Source organism: Natronococcus jeotgali DSM 18795 (assembly GCF_000337695.1).
GTDB classification, from domain to species: Archaea; Halobacteriota; Halobacteria; order Halobacteriales; family Natrialbaceae; genus Natronococcus; species Natronococcus jeotgali.
Genome location: NZ_AOIA01000152.1, coordinates 1 through 16,618, shown reverse-complemented (window position 1 = coordinate 16,618; position 16,618 = coordinate 1). Strand labels below are relative to the sequence as shown.

Here is a 16,618-nt window from a genome sequence, read left to right as displayed (position 1 = left end):
GAACACGGAAGATAAGCTCGCCTGCGTTTCGGCAAGTACTGGAGTGGGAGACCCTCTGGAAACACCGATTCGCCGCCCACCACTCATACTCAATTTCAGCCCGCACAGCGCCTGCTGTGTGGGCTTTCTGTATTTACTGCAAGTCCGCGTCGTCTTTGGCGCTCGAGGACACACCTCGCTCCGATCAGGAGCGGATCGGGCTGGAACGCGCTGGCCCCTCCTATTTCAATCAGGCCGAGTTACGGGCGGTATGACGAACATCGCGATCACTGGCGCGTCCGGAAACGTCGGAAGACAAGCGATCGAGGCGTTCTCGGACGCCGATCTGACGTTGTTCTCTCACAGCGAGTCCGAGGATCTCGAGACGACGCCGATCGAGATCGCCGACCGAGACGCGGTGGCCGACGCGCTCGAGGGACAGGACGTCGCGATCCACCTCGCGGCGAATCCGGATCCTCGTGCGGAGTGGGACGCGGTTTCCGGACCGAACGTCGAGGGCGTCTACAACGTGTACGCGGCCGCGGTCGAACACGGCCTGGAGCGGGTCGTGTTCGCGAGTTCGAACCACGCGGTCAACATGGGAAACACCGTCTCGCCGACGCGGCCGGAATCGACCAGCGGTCAACCGGTCGTCGTTCGGCCGAACGAACGGCCCGATCCCGATACCTACTACGGGGTCACGAAGGTTTTCGGGGAGGCGATGGGTCAGTACTACGCGAACCGACACGGGCTGGACGTGGTCAACCTTCGGATCGGGTGGTTGCTGACCCGCGACGAACTCAGGGAGACGGTCGCGAACCGCGACGGAGCCGGCGAGCGGTACGCTCGTGCGATGTGGCTCAGTCCCGGTGACTGCCAGCGCGTCGTCCGCGCGGCAGCGGTGCGATCGCTGTCGGAGACGCCGATGACCGCACACGGGATCTCTCGAAACAGCGAGCGGTTCCTCTCGTTGACGGAGACGATGCTCGAACTCGACTACCGACCGCGGGACGACGCGGCGGCGGTTCTGGACGACGGTGGGGACTCGCGCGACGGGCTCGAGACGGGCTGATCGCTCGACCGAAAGACCGAATACTAGAACGGGTATACTCCGACGTATGTCGATCAAGGTGTCCGAGTCGACGGGCTACGGACCGAACAGTCAGATGTCGCTGTTCGGGTACATCGTCGCGTTACTCATCGTTCTCGTGCTCCTGCCGGCAGTGCCAGTGCTGGCCCTCGCCTGGCTCGTCTGGCGGGTGCTGTTCGCCGAGAACGAGGAGGAGCACAGTTTCGAACAGTGGCGTCGCGGTCGCGAATCGGAGCGCCCCCCGAGCGGCTCCTAACGAGCTAGTCGGCGCGCGCCGCCTCGAGATCGGCCGGCGGCGACCCCGGATGTTCGTCCCGGTCGTGCGGAGCGTCGAACTCAGGATCCGGACCGCGGGCGACGATCCGGTGTGGGTTCACGTCGGGGTGAGTCGTGTAGTAGTGTTCCGTGATGTGGTCCATACGGACGGTATCGGCGACGCCCGGCGTCTGGTACAGGTCTCGCAGGTACGGCCAGAGGTTCTCGTAGTCGCGGATCTGCCTGACGTTGCACATAAAGTGTGTGTGATAGACGTTGTCGAACCGAACGAGGGTCGTGAACATCGCGATATCCGCCTCGGTCAGGCGATCGCCGGCGAGGTACCGTTGCTCCGCGAGGACGTCGTTCCAGTGCTCGAGCGCGGAGAAGAGATCGTCGATCGCCGCGTCGTAGGGGTCCTGCTCGGTCGCGAAGCCCGCCCGATAGACGCCGTTGTTGATCGGTTCGTAGATAGAGTCGATGATGCGGTCGATTTCCTCCCGGTACCCTTCGGGATAGAGATCGACGTCTCGCGAGCCGTACTCGTCGAACTCGGTGTCGAGCATCCGCATGATCTCTCTGGACTCGTTGTTGACGATGGTGTTCTCCCGTTTGTCCCACAGTACCGGTACCGTCACGCGAGCGGTGACGTCCGGGTCCGCACGGACGTACAGCTTCCGGAGGTAGTCGACTCCGTGGACGTGATCGCGCGTGCAGCCGTCCTTCTCGGGCGTGAACTGCCAGCCGTCCTCGTCGCGGTACGGATCGACGACCGAGACCGAGATCGCCTCCTCGAGTCCCTTCAGCGCCCGCGTTACGAGCGTCCGGTGGGCCCACGGGCAGGCGTAGGAGACGTAGAGGTGGTATCGCCCGTCCTCGGGCTGGAACTCGGCGTCGGGATCGTCCCGAACCCGGTCGCGAAACGTCGTCTCCTGGCGCTCGAAGGAGCCGTCGTCGCTGGTCGTTTCGTACGCGTCGGTGCGCCACTCGCCGTCGACGAGCGTGTTCATGTCTCGACGTACGTGCCGGGGGCTACAAAGGCCCGCGCTAACATCGACGTCACCCGAACCCCGCCTCAGGCCACCGCGCTCGCGGCCCAGTAACAGATCGCGAACGCGAGGAGGAACAGCCCCTCGAGTCGCGTCAAACGCCTCCCCGTCGCCAGCACGACGGTCGCAGCGGCGGTTATCACGCCCAGCCAGACGAGGCTCGCCGGAACGGCGGGATCGACTACCGTGGGACGAATCGTCGCCGAGACGCCAAGCACGCCCAGGAGGTTGAAGACGTTGGAGCCGACGACGTTGCCGGCGGCGATGGCGACCGCCTCGCGACGCACCGCGACGACCGACGTGACGAGTTCCGGGAGCGAGGTACCCGCGGCGACGACCGTCACGCCGATGGTCCATTCCGAGATCCCGACCGCGAGTCCGATCGTCGTCGCCGCGCCCACGAGCGCGCGTCCGCCACCGACGACCAGGGCGAGCCCCACAAGGAGTCGGCCGATCTCGAGCCCGAATCGAACCGGCGGTTCGGACGGATCGAGCGGTGTGCGATCGCGGGCCGTCTCGAACTCACCGCCGTCGTCCGCGGACGGATTCTCGACCGTCCGCTGTCGGTGTGCGTCGATCGCGAGTCCGACCGTGTAGCCGACGAGGAGGACGATCAGAAACGCCCCTTCGGGTCGCGAGACGACGCGGTTCGCGAGAATTACCGTTGCGATCGCGGTCGCCGCGGCCATCGCGACCGCGTCCCGCCGAACGAGCGTCTGGGAGACTCGAAACGGTCGCAACAGCGCGACGATCCCCAGAACGATGCCGAGATTGAACACGTTCGAGCCGACGACGTTGCCCACGGCGACGTCGCCGGTGCCCTCGAGCGCGGCGACGGTCGAGACGGCCAGCTCCGGTGCGGAGGTCCCGAACGCGACGACCGTGAGTCCGATCACGAGCGGGGAGACGCCGGCCGCGCCCGCGAGACTCGAGGCGGCATCGACGAGCCATCGCGCACCGAACCAGAGTCCGACGGTCGCGGCCACGAGGACGAGGGCGGGTCCGAGGAGCGTCGACACAGTATCCCCATCGTGGAAGAACCACAAAAGCTTACAGCGAGAGAGCCAGTTCGGCTATCAGTCGGTAACATTTATCTCTCACAGTTCGGATAGTACTGTCGTGTGTTACGATGAGCACTGACAACGGCGGGTCGAGCGAGTCGGATCCGAGCGAGTCGTTCGTTCAGGGGACTGACGACGACGAGCCGCGAATTTCGTTCTACGGAGGTCGGGGAATGAGCGCGTTCCCGATCGCCTTTTTCATCGTCTGGGCGATTGTCCAGACGGCGTTCTGGCGGATCTCCGACGAGGGCGGGCTGGTCGTGGGGATCCTGCTCGGCCTGATCTTCGGGATGTTCTTCGTCCGCGGAGACTGGAAGACGTACGCGAACACGATCTTCGAGGGGATGACCCAGCCCGTCGCAGTGACGGCGATCGTCGCCTGGATCTGGGCCGGAATGTTCGCCCAGCTACTCCAGGACGGGGGTTTCGTCGACGGACTAGTCTGGCTGGCCGACGCCGGCGGGATCGGCGCGGCGCTGTTCCCCGCGGTCACGTTCGTCCTCTCGGCGCTGTTTACCACCGGGATCGGGACGGGGTACGGTTCCGCGATCGCGTTCGTCACGCTGTTTTTCCCGGCGGGACTGTTGCTCGGTGCGAATCCGGTCCTCCTGTTCGGGGCGATCCTCTCGGGGTCGATCTTCGGCGACAACCTCGCACCGGTCAGCGACACGACGATCGTCAGCGCCGTCACGCAGGATTCGGATATCGGCGGCGTCGTCGCCTCCCGATTCAAGTACGTGATCGTCGCCGCGGTCGTGGCGCTCGCCGGCTACCTCGTCGCCGGCCAGTTTATGGGCGGTCTCGGGATCGGCGGCAACGCCCGCCAGATCCTGATCGCCGAGAGCGAACCGATCGGACTGATCCACCTGCTCTCGATGGGCGTCGTGATCGGGACAGCCGTCGCCGGCCGTCACATCGTCGAGGCCATCTCCTGGGGGATCGTCGTCGCCGCGGTCTCCGGCCTCGCGCTGGGACTGCTCTCGCTGGGCGACATCGTCATGTTCAACGCGCCCACCGACGCCCCGCTGGGCGAGTCCCTCGAGTTCCTCCCGATCCTCACCGTCGTCGAGGATCCCGACGCGGTCGGCGTCGGCGGGAGCCTGATCAACGGCGCGGCGGGCTTTTTCGAGCTGGCGATCCTCGTGTTGTTGATCATCGCCGCGGCCCAGATCATGATCCGCGGCGGCGCGTTCCAGGCGATTCTCGACTGGTCGATCGACAACCTCGCGACGAACGTCCGCAACGCCGAACTCACCATGGTCGGCTCCGCGGCGCTTATCAACGCCGTCATCACGATCAACACGGCCGCCGAGGTCGCGATCGGTCCCTACATCTCGAAGATCGGCGAGCGGTTCAACCTGAACGGGTACCGACGGGCGAACATCCTGGACGGCCAGACGGCCGCGCTGGGCTACATCTTCCCGTGGTCGGGCGGGGTCCTCGCGGGTTACTCGGCGATGCAGGAACTGCCCGGCGAGTACGACTGGTTCACCGCGGACATGCTCGTGACGCCGATCGACGTCGTCCCGTTCGTCTTTCAGGGGTGGCTGCTGGTCGCCGTCTTCGTGATCGCGGCGCTCACCGGCTTCGGCCGCGAGTACATTATCGACCGCGAGAGCGAGGAGGTGGCACGGGTATGAGTCTCCTAGGGAAGTACTTCAAGGGATGGCGATTCCGCGACACGACCCCGTCGCTCGAGAAGGGCGACGTGATCGAGGTCTTCGTCGCGGAGTCGAACAGCGCGACCGAGGGTCACGTCTACGTCGGCGACACGCACCTGATCGTCGAGGGGGCGGGACCGGAGACGGTCGAGAAACGCGTCCGCGTCCGCGTGACCGAGTTCGACGAGTCGTCGTCGACCGGCCGCGGCGAGTTCCTCGAGGTCGTCGGCGAGAGCTCCTACACCAGCTGACCGCCCGCGGAACGCGCTTTTAAGTTACCCGAGCGAGCACTCGAGGACGTGCTATGGCCGACGGGGACCGACACCGACAGAGCCGGCTCGTAACCGACGACGACGGCGCGTTCGACGTCGAGCGCGCACAGGAGGAGGCGCTTCCGATCGAGGACGGCGAGGTGATCGACACCGACGAGCTCGCCGACCACCAGCGCTACGTCGAGGGGCGGGGCGTCTACGACGAGCGAAACCGCGTCAACGACCTCACCGGCAGGGAGTGGAAGTACGCCACGAAGTCGGTCATCGACGAGGGCTACCCGCCGGACGTCCAACACGACCTGCGAAGCGAACACGGTGGCCAGAAACCCCCGCGGCTCTGTGCAGACCTGATCGGGCGGTTCAGCAAGGCCGGGGATACGGTGCTGGATCCGTTCGCCGGCGTCGGCGGCACCTTGCTCGGGGCGAGTCTCTGCGAACACGAGGGGACCGGACGCCGGGAGGCGATCGGCTTCGAACGCAACGAACGCTGGGTCGACCTCTACGCGACGGTCCTCGAGCGCGAGAACGAGGACCGTCGGGCCCGCGGCGAGGCGCCTCTCGCGAGCCAGGACATGCGCCACGGCGACTGCGCCGACCTGATCGAGGACGTTCCCGCCGACGGCGTCGAGTTGCTGTTGACCGACGTCCCCTACTGGCGCATGGACGAACTCGAGCAGACCCGAAACGAACACGAGACCCGCGAGAGCAAACTCGGCGCGTTCGACGCGAGCGACGACGGAACGGTCGAGGAAAGTTCGGAGACCTCGAGCCCGACCCGAACCAAAGCGGAGTGGCTCGAGGACATGGCCGGGAAGTTCGAGCGGTTCGCCGAGGCCGTCTCCCCGGAGGGACACGTCGTCGTCTTCATCGGCGATATGTACCGCGACCAGTCCTACGAGTTCCTCTCGGCGGAACTGGCGCGGGCGATCGAGTCGGCCGCGCCGCTGACTCTCGCGGCGAATTTCGTCTGGTACGACCCGACGAAGGACCTCCACGTCTACGGCTACCCGTTCTCCTTTGTCCCCTCGATGGTCCACCAGAACGTGCTCGTCTTCCGGCTCGAGGGGCGGTAGTTCGACCGCGTCAGCCGCCCGTCTGACGTGGTTTTATTGGCGAAACCGTCGTCGGATACGACGGACGCGCCGATAGATACCCCATCCCATCTCGAGCGCGTCCACGGCTCTCTGCGCCGCCGTTTTTTCGCTCAGGCCGACGCCGGCAGCAGCGCCGCTCGGAGCTCGTCGACGCGTTCGGTTTCGGCGACGACGGCGACTTCGTCGCCGACCTCGAGTTCGGTCCCCGGGAGCGGAATCGTCAGCGCCTCGCGGGCGCGGCCGTGGGCGTAGATCCGCGCCGACTCCGGCAGGTCGAGTTCGCTCATCCGCTTGCCGACCGCGGGGGAACCCTCCCGGATTTCGAGGACGGTCAGCTGGAGGTTCGCGGCGAGGTCGGTGACGACGTTGAAATCGCCCCCGAGCATGGCCGTCTTCGCGCCCGCCGCGCCGAGGCGTTCCGGGTAGATGATGTCGTCGACGTCCTCGGCGTACTTCTCGTAGATGTCCTCCCGGTAGTCCTCGTCGATCCGCAACACGGTCCGACAGTCGTGGTGGTTGCCGACCATACAGGCCGCGAAGTTGACGTTGAGATCCGGGGTGAAGGCCCCGACCGCGTCCGCCTCGTCGATCCGCGCCGCGAGCAACACGTCCTCGTCGGCGCCGTCGCCCGTTACGGTGTCGAACCCGTCGGTCGCGGCGCGGTCGGTTCGGTCGGGGTCGTCGTCGACGACGACGAGTTCGTGGCCCTCTTCGACGAGTATTCGCGCCACGTGCGAGCCGACCCGTCCGTATCCCACGATGACAAATCGCATGGTGGTCGGATACGTGCTCGGGGGACAAATACGTTCGTTCGATCGCTCGCGGCGGATCCCCGCCGAGTCGCGCACGATTTACCCATATATTTGCATAGCTATCCCCGATCGAAGACGGGAACGTTTAACTGAACGGTATGGGTATGCTCGAGCATCCAACATGGGGGTTTCCGAACGGATCGCGGAGTACTTCGGATTCGACGAGTACGATACCGACCTCGAGACGGAGGCGATCGCAGGTCTGACGACGTTTCTGGCGATGTCGTACATCATCGTCGTCAACCCGGCGATCCTGAGCGAGGCGATCGAGATCGAGGGGTACGGCAGCGGGGAGGTCTTCCAGATGATCGCGGTCGCGACGATCCTCGCGTCGATCGTCGGGACGCTGGTGATGGCGTTCTGGGCGAACAGGCCGTTCGGACTCGCCCCCGGAATGGGGCTGAACGCCTTCTTCGCGTTTACCGTCGTTATCGGGCTCGGCGTCCCGTGGGAGGTCGCCCTCGCGGCGGTGTTCGTCGAGGGGATCGTCTTCATCCTGCTGACGGCCGTCGGCGCGCGCCGGTACGTCATCGAACTGTTCCCCGAACCCGTCAAGTTCGCCGTCGGGGCGGGTATCGGCGTCTACCTGCTCTTCCTGGGCCTACAGGAGATGCAACTGGTCGTCGCCGACCCCGAGACGCTGGTGTACCTCGGCAACGTCGCGACGAGTCCCGTCGCCGCGCTCTCGATCGCCGGTCTCGCGGTGACCTTCGCGCTCCACGCCCGGGGGGTCCGGGGAGCGATCGTCGCGGGCATCGTCTCGACGGCCGTCGCCGGCTGGGTGCTCACTCTAGTCGGCGTCGTCGCACCCGGGTCGCTCGCGCCCGAAAACGAGTACGAACTGTTCACGAACGAGGGGCTCGGCGGCGTCCTCGAGTTGCTCGCCACCGTCCAGTACGACTTCACGCCCCTCGTCTACGGGTTCGTCGACGGACTCGGCATGGTCACCGAGGAGCCGCTCGTCTTCGCGCTCGTCGTCTTTACGTTCTTCTTCGTCGACTTCTTCGACACGGCGGGGACGCTGATCGGCGTCTCCCAGATCGGCGGCTTCCTCGACGAGGAGGGGAACCTCCCCGAGATGGAGAAACCGCTGATGGCCGACGCGGTCGGCACCACCGTCGGCGCGATGATCGGCACCTCGACCGTGACGACGTTCATCGAGTCCTCCGCGGGGCTCGAGGAGGGCGGCCGAACCGGATTCACCGCCTTCGTCGTCGCCGGGCTGTTCACCCTGTCGCTGCTGATCGTTCCCCTGATGGCGGCGATCCCGCAGTACGCGACGTACCTGGCGCTGGTCGTCGTCGGGATCATCATGCTTCAGGGCGTCACCGACATCGACTGGCAGGATCCCGCCTGGTCGATCTCGGCCGGCCTGACGATCACGATCATGCCGCTGACGGCCTCGATCGCGAACGGCCTCGCCGCCGGGATCATGAGCTACCCGCTGATCAAGACGTCGACGGGCGAGCGCGAGGACGTCTCGCCCGGCCAGTGGGCGCTCGCGGTCGCGTTCGTGCTCTACTTCGGGGCGTACTTCGCGACCGACGCGGGGATGCTCGCGTTCTAGGTTCCGGCAACCGCGGGGCCGACCGGTGCGCTCATACGGCCTCCGCCGGTACTCCCGTGCGTGTCCGATATCACGCTGTACGAGCTGCCAGGGTGTCCGTTCTGTGCGAAGGTTCGAACGAAACTCGACGAGCTCGAGCTCGACTACGACGTGATCGAGGTGCCCCGCTCCCGCGAGGAACGCACCGAGGTCGAACGCGTCAGCGGCCAGACCGGGGTCCCGGTGATTACCGACGAGTCCGAGGGCGTCGAGGGAATGCACGAGAGCGACGACATCGTCGACTACCTCGAGGAAACGTACGCGTGACTACTCCCAGGAGTTCAGCCGTGGGCGTCCCTCACTGAGGGTACTGGTCCGTACCGCGGCGAGGTCGAACCGTCTTCTCCGTCACGCCGTTTCGGGCGCCGTCTCGAGAGTGTCGACCACACTCGTGCGAGAAGCGAAAGCGAGGGGTGGCTACCGGCCGTCGATACCGTTCGACCGCGTCAGTTCGCCGCGCAGTTGTTCGGTCCCAGCTCCAGCTCCTCGACGTCGTCGCCGGGCTGGCGCTTCCCCCAGTTGATCTGCTTGATCTCGTTGTAGTTCGCCGGCTCGTCGGCCAGGCTCTCGACGATCGTCTCGACGAACGCCTCCTCGTCGCCCTCCTCGACGTAACCCAGCAGCTCGTTCGTGGTCTCCTCGCGGAGCTCCCCGAGGCCGGTCGCCAGCGGTCGGATCGACTCGTCGCTGAAGTGGCCGGGCAGGACGACTCGATCGCCCTCGAGTTCGGTTAGCCGATCGAGGCTGTCGAACAGCCGACTCGAGGCCTCTCGGATCGCGTCCTCGTCGCCGTCCTCGAGGTCGGGGCGGCCGACGCTGCGGAGAAACAGCGTATCCCCGGACAGCAACGCGTCGCCGAACGTAAACGAGACGCTCCCGGGCGTGTGGCCCGGCGTGTGGACGACCTCGAGCGATCGGTCCCCGACCGGGACGGTGTCGCCGTCCTCGAGGGTCGTGAGTCGCTCGAGGTCGCCGGCGTCGTCCCCGTGCAGGTAGTAGGGGGCGTCGAGCTCGCCGGCGAGCCGACGCGCGCCCGAGACGTGATCGGCGTGGGCGTGGGTGTCGGCTACGCCGACGATCTCGAGGTCCCGTTCGTCGGCCTCGCTCAGGTAGTAGTCGACGTACTGGCTCGGATCGACGACGACGGCCGCCGTTCCGTCGTGGACGAGATAGGAGACACAGCCCGTGCCGGGACGGACGATCTGGACGACGCCGTCGACGCCGTCGATCTCGAAGCTGCGGTGAACCCGACCCCACCCGTTCATCCCGTCGTCGATCGACTCCGCGTCGAACCCCCGGTCGCGGAGGAACGCCGCGGCCCGGGCCGACGTGATCCCGGCGATGCAGACGACCGCGATCTCCCGGTCCTCGGGGAGGTCGTCGAGGTGCTCCTCGAGCGTGGAGAAGTCGTGCTCGAGTAGCTCGTCGTAGATCGGGAGGTTCGTGCTCCCTTCGATCCGCCACTCCTCGTAGTCGTCCTCGTTGCGGACGTCGAGGACGAACAGGTCCTCGTCGTCCTCGTCGATGCGACGGGCGACCTCCGCGGGATCGAATCCGGTGTTGCTCATACGACACAATATCGTACACGACGGCTATTAAACTCGTTGCACGAACCCGCAACCGAGGGAGCAAGCCGACTCGAGGCGAGACGGCGTCGGATCAGTACTCGAGTTCGAACAGCGAGTTGATCGTCAGCGCCAGGACGACCCCGGCGAGCAGGGTAGCGAGAAAGCCGAAGGAAACCGCCCAGCCGAACAGGTCCGCGAGGGCGCCGACGACGACCGAGCCGAGCGCGGCGACGATCATGTAGACGGTGCGGACGAGCCCGAACCCGGCGTTCTGTTCCTCCGCGGAGAGCTCTCGAAGGAACCGGGGCATCAGCGCCGCCCCGAAGCTCATTCCGATGCCGACGAGGACGATCCCCGCGACGATCGACGGGGCGTTCGACGTTGCGATCAGGACGCCGAACCCGCCGACGCCGGCGAGCATACAGGCCGCGATCGCCCGGTCTCGACCGATCCGATCGGAGAGGGCGCCGACGCCGATCTGGGCGAGGCCCTGCACGACGAAGTACGTCGAGAACAGCGCTCCCGCGAGGGGCGTGGACGCATCCTGGTACTCGATGAGAAACGTCGGGAGAAAGGAGGCGACTCCCTGCCAGGCGAACTCGCTGACGATCGCGACGACCAGCGTGAACGCGATCGGCGGCCGCGAGAGGAGTTCGAGGGCGGGTGCGACCCGCAGCCGATCGCGCAGCGGCGTCTCCGGCCGACGCGGCGCCGTGGGACGGACCTTCCGGGCGAACAGCACCGTCGACGGAATTCCGATCAGCGCGACGGCGGCGACGGCGATCCGCCAGCCGAACCGAACCGCCAACCAGGCGACGGCGACGGGAGTGACCAGCCCGGCGATCGTCGCCCCGGTGTTGTGGACGCCGACGGCGGTCCCGACGTTGTCGTAGGTGCGAGCGAGCAGCGTCGTCGCGACGCTGTAGTGCAGCCCCGCGACCGCTCCGAGCAGCACCGTCGCGAGGAAAAACGGGGCGAACGCGGGCGTGATCGAGACGGCCAGCGCCGCCAGCGTCGAGCCGCCGACGGCGATCAGCACGATCCGTCGCTCGCCGTAGCGATCGGCCAGGATCCCGCTGGGGTACTGGGAGAGCCCGTAGGCGAGCCACATCCCGCTCAGCGAGAGCCCGACGGCCGCGTTCGAGACCCCGAACGTCTCGACGACGTCGGGGATGATCGGGCTGATCGCCAGCCGCCCGACCATCGTGACGAAGAACGCGAGCGTACACAGCGCCAGCACCGTCTCCCGGTACCGCCAGCGTGTCGAAATCCTGCTCAATCTGTCCGGTGAAAGCGCGTCCGCACACTTAGCGGAACCGACTCGACGCGCGACGCGAGAGGCGGTCCTCGAGCCGAGACCTCGTCGGCGGGCCAGTTCGCACGTCGGCCGCGCCATCGATTCGGTATAGCAGTACTCGATTTATCGTGGATTCCCTCCTCGAGTCGGAGACGATCGGGACGGTACGCGATCGACCTCGTACCGGCCGACGGGAGAGTCCCGTCGGCCGCTCGAACGGCGGTCGGATCCACTCCGTCGGTGCGACCGACCCAGCGCGGGTCGCCGCCGTACGATTCCGTGACCGTCTGACGAGCTTTTATATTATGTGCAAACGCTTGCGCAAACGGATACGTAGATGGCAGTCAGCACCAACCGAGCCGCGACCTTTCTCGACAAGGGCGGTACCGGAAAGACGACTTCGGCGGCCCACCTCGGCGTCGCACTCGCCGAAACGGGCGAGGACGTCCTGCTCATCGACCTCGCGGGCAAGCAGGGCGACCTGGCGAAACACTTCGGCGTCTGGTCGGCGGTCCAGGAGGAGATCGAGGCGGACGACGACTGGCCGAACATCTCGACGGTGTTCGCCGAGGAGTGGGACCAGATCGCCTCGAAGCTCGGCGACGCGGCCGTCGAGAGCCTGATCGTCGAGACCGACGAGGGCGTCGACCTGATCCCCGCCCACCCCGGGCTCGACTCGCTGGACGCGGATCTGGGCAACATCGACGACGCCCGGGAGCGATACTCCAGACTCGAGCGCTTCCTCGACGAGTACATCGACGGTCGGTACGACACCGTCCTCATCGACCTGCCGGGACTGACGAACAACGTCACGTACAACGGACTGTGGGCGACGCGCAACGTCGTCGCGCCCGTCGAGATGGGGCCCTTCGAGAGCGAGCAGGCGGCGGCGCTGGATCGGGACCTCGAGAAGATCGACGACCAGTTCGGCGTCGACGTCGACCTCGCGATGATCCTGCCGAACAAGGTCGACACCCGGACGAAACTCGCCACCGAGTACCTCGAGGGGTTCGACGAGGAGTACGCGGGCGCGATCGCCCCGGCTCACGTCCCCGCGAGCCAGGACGTCCGGAACGCCGCCGACGAGGGCCAGACCGTGTTCGCCCTCGAGGAACCCTCTGGAACCGCCGAGCGCGCCCGGGAGGCCTTCCTCGAGGGCGCGTCGGAACTGCGACAGCGGCTGGGTGAGTCCCGATGAGCGACGACCTCGAGGAGCTGCGCAAGCGGACCGAACGGGGCGATCGAAACGACGAGATCAGAACCGAGGCCGACTCGGCGTTCGTCGACGCGCTCGTCGACGCGCTCGAGGCCGTCGACGACGGCGACCGGCCGAAAACCGTCGCCGTCCGCGACCAGCACGTGGCGGCGCTGCTGGCCGCCCTCGACGAGGACGACGCCGAGATGACCGCAGTCGGCAACGCGCTCGAGTCCTCGCTGGGCCGCGAGCGCTCCGAGGAGTTCGACCGCAGCGAGATCGTCCGCCTGGCCGTCCGCGTCGGGCTCGAGACGGCGACACCCGAGAAAACCGAACAGCTCGGCGACGCGGTCGGACGTCACGCCCAGCGAAATCTCTAGTCGTTTTCGTTTGCGTTTTCGCCTGCGTTTGCGCTTTCGAATACGAGGCCCGCGAACGCGACGACCCGAACCTCCCTCCGCCCGGGACTCCTCCTCGGTCGTCTGCGGTCCGCGATAAACTACATTTCGATTGATGATTGCCCGACCCTCACCCGTCCGGTCTGCCCTCCCGACCGATGACGACGGTGTTCTGGACGAGGCTCCGGTGGGCTCGCCGGAGTCGTTCCGAGAGCGCCTGGTGGGAGATATCCAGCTCGTCGGCCAGTGCCATCATGTCCGCCTCGCGGGGGATCTCGTAGTAGCCCCGTTCGAACGCGATCTCCAGGGTGTCCTGCTGGTCGTCGGTGAGACCGAACCGCCCCTGTCGGCCCTCCTCGAGGCTGTAGATCGAGTGGAGCTGGAACCTGATCCCGTTCGACCGACAGTAATCGTTCGTTCGCGAGAGGCTGTCACGGTCCGGAAACAGCAGCCGGAACTGCCAGCCGTCGGCGTCGCCGACCGCCGAGAGCACGGTGCCCTCCTCCTCGACGAGCATCTGGACGAGCGCGTCGACCCGACGAACCCAGCCCATTCGGTAGAGCCGTTCGCCGTCGACGTCGGCGAGCAACTCCACGTTGTCGACGGTCTCGTCGCCTTCGAGCGCCTCGTCGATTCCCTCGAGATCGGGCGCGTCGACCCAGAGAAACGGCATCACTTCGCCGTCGGCGTTCGCGACGACCCGTTCGACCTCGCACTCGAGCCCGTCGACGGCCTCGATCGTCTCCTCGAGGACGAACTCCGCCGGCGAGAGCTCGATCTCCGCGACTGTCCCTCCCATACCTCCCCCTCGAAGCGAACCGTCTTGGGTGCGTCGAACTCTCCGTTCGCGGAACCGGCGGGTCGCGACGGCGGTCGCGTCGGCGGAATCGTTTTCGCAAACGTTTGCGTTTACGCATCGTCGAGCGGCTCGTCCGGCGACGAGAACAGCGAGTCGAGGATCTTCCGTTCGGCCGTTCTGAGGTGCTGGTGGAGCGTCGACGGCGCGACGTCGAGCGACTCGGCGAGTTCGGTGCCGGACGTCTCCCGCGGCCACTCGAAAAAGCCCGCGTAGTACGCGGTGGAGAGAACGGCGTGTTGTCGGTCCGTGAGGTCGGTGGCGAGCCGGCGCTGAACCGGTCGCGGATCGCTAGCCGATCGGGTCGTCCGACGGTGACAGCGCAGTTCGGCCTCCGGGTAGGCACGCTCGATGGTGTCGACGATCCGGTGGACGTCGACGCTCGGCGCCAGGTGGACGGTCATCCGGTACTCCCCGTCGACGATCGACGCGCCGTCGACGTATCCGCCGTGGGACGCGACGACGGAAAGCACCGGCGGATCGATCGCGCGAAGCACGAACCCCGTCGGCGTCGCCTCCGGGTAGACGGTTACCTCCCCGTCGCCGGGACGGGCGTCGACGATCTCGCGGACCGTGTCGACGGCGCCTCGCTCGGCGGTCCCGTAGACGAGGAACTCGCCGTCCCCAAGCGGGACGGTGTGGTCGAACGCGATCGATCCCGTCGGCTCGGCCTCGAGTCCGAGCGTCTCGAGAAAGCCCTGGATCCGGAACTCGAGTTCGACGAGGTCGTCGCTCAGCAGCGTCCGCTTGCGCTCGGCAGCTGCGATCGCGTGACCGACGATCTCGCCGAGCTGGGTAATCCGTTTCCCCTCCGGTCCCTCGAAGGCCCGGGGTCGCTCGGCGTAGACGTTCAACACGCCGTAGAGAACTCCCTCGTGAGTGATCGGTATCGCCGCGGACGACCGGAAGTCGTACGACTCGATGTGGTCCCGCCAGGGATCGTACCGGGAATCGGTCTCGAGCTCCTGGGTCGTCTGTACCTCGCCGCGTCGAAGCGCCCGGCCCGTGGGCCCCCGGCTTCGGTCGTCGTCCGGATCGATCGAGATCGTGATGTCGTCGAGGTATCCCTCGACCCCGGCTTCGGCCCGAAGGGTTACGGTCCGGGTCGCGGCGTCGACGTCGCCGATCCAGGCGAACAGGTACGACTCCGAGTCGGCGAGGTGCTCGCAGACCGTCGTCTCGACGTCCTCGCGCGTCGACTGGCCGACGATCGCACGCGTGATCTCGTTTGCAACCTCGCCGAGGCTGGTCACCGCCGCGAGCTGCTCGCGCTGGCGCTCGAGTTCGCGCTCGTACTCGACGCGGTCGGTGACGTCGCGGACGACGCCGACCCGCCCCGTCTCTCCGCCCGCCAACTCGAGTCGACCGACCCGGCTCTCGACGGCGATCGACTCCCCGTCCGCGCCGTGTAACCGTCCCTCCGGGGCGACGGCGTTCGGATCCTCCGCCTCGGCTCCATCTCGTTCCTCGCCGAAGTCCTCCCCGAACACGACCGCCGCGGACGCGCCGAGCAACTCGTCGTCGTCGTCGTACCCCGTCATCGAGACGAACGTATCGTTGACGAAGGTGAATTGACCGTCGCCGTCGAGGACGTAGATCCCGTCGTCGACCGTCTCGACGATACGCTCGTACCGCATCAGGGTCCGCTCGCGAACCTTTCGCTCCGTGATATCGGTGAAGTAGACCGAGAGCCCCGACGGGGAGGGGTGGACGATATCCCGGAACCACCCCTCCAGCGGAGGGTAGTACTCCTCGACGGCGGTCGGCTCCTGGGTTTCCATGGCTTCGCGATAGGCGGTTTCGAAGGCGGTGCCGACCAGTTCGGGGGCGGCGTCCCACAGCCGCTCCCCCAGCAGCTCCGCCCGGGTTCCACCGAACATCGACGCGTGCGCATCGTTGAAGTAGGTGAGTCGCCACTCCTCGTCGACCGCGAAGAACCCATCGCTGATCCGCGTGATCGCCTCCTCGAGCTCCGGACCGGGTTCCGGAGCCGTCTTCGATCGCGGTTCCGGTCGCCACCAGACGCGGGCGCTCGCGCCGACCTTCTTCGTGCGAAGGCGGTCCCGTTCCGCGAGCCGTTCCAGTCGATCGTACGCGCTTCGACGCCCGAGATCGAGTCGCTCGGCCACCTCCGGCGTCGTTCGCGGCTCGCCGGAGTCGCCGAAAACCGCGAGCGTCTCTCGAAGCGCGTCGGTCAGCGGTTCCATTCGATCGACGATCCGCGCTATCTCGCTATCAATCTCCCGTCGACGGAGTCTCGAATTGGGACCCGTCTCCGGAACCGCGCTCGTCACCGCTTTGTCCGGAGCGGCACCTAAGGACTTTTGTATCGCGCTTACGGTCGAAGGGGCCCTTTCGTAACGTATCAGCTACTATGATGAGAACTGAGACGAGAAACGACCACTTCGGCGCGGATCGCGAACGG

General features: G+C 66.6%; 16 protein-coding genes and 1 rRNA gene. 10 read left to right on the top strand and 7 right to left on the bottom strand.

Annotation, left to right across the window (positions count from 1 at the left end):
- The 3 genes from rrf to C492_RS18005 all read left to right on the top strand — a co-directional run.
- Positions 1 to 81: ribosomal RNA gene (gene rrf, locus C492_RS18015) — 5S ribosomal RNA — on the top strand; the annotation flags it as partial.
- A 169-nt stretch (positions 82 to 250) separates the two neighbouring features.
- The gene (locus tag C492_RS18010; RefSeq protein WP_008426237.1) at positions 251 to 1,051 is read left to right on the top strand and encodes an NAD-dependent epimerase/dehydratase family protein; all 801 of its coding nucleotides are present in this window, start codon (positions 251 to 253) and stop codon (positions 1,049 to 1,051) included.
- A gap of 46 nt (positions 1,052 to 1,097) precedes the next feature.
- A complete protein-coding gene (locus C492_RS18005; RefSeq protein WP_008426235.1) occupies positions 1,098 to 1,325 on the top strand; it encodes a DUF7535 family protein in 228 nt (75 codons plus the stop codon).
- Between the two features lie 4 nt (positions 1,326 to 1,329).
- Here the strand turns inward: C492_RS18005 and C492_RS18000 are convergent, their stop codons facing one another.
- Together C492_RS18000 and C492_RS17995 are read right to left on the bottom strand one after the other, a co-directional pair.
- On the bottom strand, positions 1,330 to 2,334 hold the full coding sequence (locus C492_RS18000) for a glutathione S-transferase family protein (RefSeq protein WP_008426233.1): 1,005 nt from the start codon (positions 2,332 to 2,334) through the stop codon (positions 1,330 to 1,332).
- A 65-nt stretch (positions 2,335 to 2,399) separates the two neighbouring features.
- Complete coding sequence (locus C492_RS17995) at positions 2,400 to 3,392, bottom strand: calcium/sodium antiporter (protein ID WP_008426232.1); 993 nt, start codon at positions 3,390 to 3,392, stop codon at positions 2,400 to 2,402.
- Between the two features lie 110 nt (positions 3,393 to 3,502).
- On the opposite strand from C492_RS17995, the gene C492_RS17990 reads away from it, so the two are divergent.
- Genes C492_RS17990 through C492_RS17980 form a run of 3 tightly spaced genes read left to right on the top strand, consistent with a single transcriptional unit; the run spans position 3,503 to position 6,440 of the window.
- A complete protein-coding gene (locus C492_RS17990; RefSeq protein ID WP_008426231.1) occupies positions 3,503 to 5,074 on the top strand; it encodes a Na+/H+ antiporter NhaC family protein in 1,572 nt (523 codons plus the stop codon).
- Positions 5,071 to 5,346, top strand: a complete 276-nt coding sequence (locus C492_RS17985; protein ID WP_008426230.1) for a DUF7513 family protein — start codon at positions 5,071 to 5,073, stop codon at positions 5,344 to 5,346. Before C492_RS17990 ends, C492_RS17985 begins: the two co-directional genes overlap by 4 nt.
- A 53-nt stretch (positions 5,347 to 5,399) precedes the next feature.
- Complete coding sequence (locus C492_RS17980) at positions 5,400 to 6,440, top strand: DNA methyltransferase (RefSeq protein WP_008426229.1); 1,041 nt, start codon at positions 5,400 to 5,402, stop codon at positions 6,438 to 6,440.
- Between the two features lie 131 nt (positions 6,441 to 6,571).
- On the opposite strand, the gene C492_RS17975 is transcribed toward C492_RS17980, so the two are convergent.
- The gene (locus tag C492_RS17975) at positions 6,572 to 7,234 is read right to left on the bottom strand and encodes a potassium channel family protein (protein WP_008426228.1); all 663 of its coding nucleotides are present in this window, start codon (positions 7,232 to 7,234) and stop codon (positions 6,572 to 6,574) included.
- A 160-nt stretch (positions 7,235 to 7,394) separates the two neighbouring features.
- Between C492_RS17975 and C492_RS17970 the strand changes: the two genes are divergently transcribed.
- Positions 7,395 to 8,840 (top strand): NCS2 family permease, encoded by a 1,446-nt coding sequence (locus C492_RS17970; protein ID WP_008426227.1) that lies wholly within the window; start codon positions 7,395 to 7,397, stop codon positions 8,838 to 8,840.
- Between the two features lie 60 nt (positions 8,841 to 8,900).
- Entirely contained in the window at positions 8,901 to 9,146 is a 246-nt protein-coding gene (locus C492_RS17965) for a glutathione S-transferase N-terminal domain-containing protein (protein WP_008426226.1), read from the top strand.
- A 179-nt stretch (positions 9,147 to 9,325) separates the two neighbouring features.
- Here the strand turns inward: C492_RS17965 and C492_RS17960 are convergent, their stop codons facing one another.
- Both C492_RS17960 and C492_RS17955 read right to left on the bottom strand, forming a co-directional pair.
- Positions 9,326 to 10,447, bottom strand: coding sequence for an MBL fold metallo-hydrolase (locus C492_RS17960; RefSeq protein ID WP_008426225.1), 1,122 nt, complete (start codon positions 10,445 to 10,447; stop codon positions 9,326 to 9,328).
- A gap of 91 nt (positions 10,448 to 10,538) precedes the next feature.
- Positions 10,539 to 11,726 carry an MFS transporter gene (locus C492_RS17955; RefSeq protein WP_049893175.1) on the bottom strand — a complete coding sequence of 396 codons (1,188 nt, stop codon included), beginning with the start codon at positions 11,724 to 11,726 and terminating at the stop codon, positions 10,539 to 10,541.
- A gap of 355 nt (positions 11,727 to 12,081) precedes the next feature.
- On the opposite strand from C492_RS17955, the gene C492_RS17950 reads away from it, so the two are divergent.
- Both C492_RS17950 and C492_RS17945 read left to right on the top strand, forming a co-directional pair.
- On the top strand, positions 12,082 to 12,942 hold the full coding sequence (locus C492_RS17950; protein ID WP_008426223.1) for a ParA family protein: 861 nt from the start codon (positions 12,082 to 12,084) through the stop codon (positions 12,940 to 12,942).
- Positions 12,939 to 13,319 (top strand): hypothetical protein, encoded by a 381-nt coding sequence (locus C492_RS17945; RefSeq protein WP_008426222.1) that lies wholly within the window; start codon positions 12,939 to 12,941, stop codon positions 13,317 to 13,319. The genes C492_RS17950 and C492_RS17945 overlap by 4 nt, the downstream gene beginning before the upstream one ends.
- Positions 13,320 to 13,467: 148 nt before the next feature.
- On the opposite strand, the gene C492_RS17940 is transcribed toward C492_RS17945, so the two are convergent.
- Complete coding sequence (locus tag C492_RS17940; RefSeq protein ID WP_008426221.1) at positions 13,468 to 14,136, bottom strand: helix-turn-helix domain-containing protein; 669 nt, start codon at positions 14,134 to 14,136, stop codon at positions 13,468 to 13,470.
- A gap of 110 nt (positions 14,137 to 14,246) precedes the next feature.
- On the bottom strand, positions 14,247 to 16,400 hold the full coding sequence (locus C492_RS17935; protein WP_008426220.1) for a bacterio-opsin activator domain-containing protein: 2,154 nt from the start codon (positions 16,398 to 16,400) through the stop codon (positions 14,247 to 14,249).
- Positions 16,401 to 16,618 lie beyond the last annotated feature (218 nt).

Excerpts from the sequence above, each read along its gene's own strand:
- C492_RS18010 (WP_008426237.1), top strand. The coding sequence starts at position 251 with ATGACGAACATCGCGATCACTGGCGCGTCCGGAAACGTCGGAAGACAA.
- C492_RS18005 (WP_008426235.1), top strand. The coding sequence starts at position 1,098 with ATGTCGATCAAGGTGTCCGAGTCGACGGGCTACGGACCGAACAGTCAG.
- C492_RS18000 (WP_008426233.1), bottom strand. The coding sequence starts at position 2,334 with ATGAACACGCTCGTCGACGGCGAGTGGCGCACCGACGCGTACGAAACG.
- C492_RS17990 (WP_008426231.1), top strand. The coding sequence starts at position 3,503 with ATGAGCACTGACAACGGCGGGTCGAGCGAGTCGGATCCGAGCGAGTCG.
- C492_RS17985 (WP_008426230.1), top strand. The coding sequence starts at position 5,071 with ATGAGTCTCCTAGGGAAGTACTTCAAGGGATGGCGATTCCGCGACACG.
- C492_RS17980 (WP_008426229.1), top strand. The coding sequence starts at position 5,400 with ATGGCCGACGGGGACCGACACCGACAGAGCCGGCTCGTAACCGACGAC.
- C492_RS17975 (WP_008426228.1), bottom strand. The coding sequence starts at position 7,234 with ATGCGATTTGTCATCGTGGGATACGGACGGGTCGGCTCGCACGTGGCG.
- C492_RS17970 (WP_008426227.1), top strand. The coding sequence starts at position 7,395 with ATGGGGGTTTCCGAACGGATCGCGGAGTACTTCGGATTCGACGAGTAC.
- C492_RS17960 (WP_008426225.1), bottom strand. The coding sequence starts at position 10,447 with ATGAGCAACACCGGATTCGATCCCGCGGAGGTCGCCCGTCGCATCGAC.
- C492_RS17950 (WP_008426223.1), top strand. The coding sequence starts at position 12,082 with ATGGCAGTCAGCACCAACCGAGCCGCGACCTTTCTCGACAAGGGCGGT.
- C492_RS17945 (WP_008426222.1), top strand. The coding sequence starts at position 12,939 with ATGAGCGACGACCTCGAGGAGCTGCGCAAGCGGACCGAACGGGGCGAT.
- C492_RS17940 (WP_008426221.1), bottom strand. The coding sequence starts at position 14,136 with ATGGGAGGGACAGTCGCGGAGATCGAGCTCTCGCCGGCGGAGTTCGTC.
- C492_RS17935 (WP_008426220.1), bottom strand. The coding sequence starts at position 16,400 with ATGGAACCGCTGACCGACGCGCTTCGAGAGACGCTCGCGGTTTTCGGC.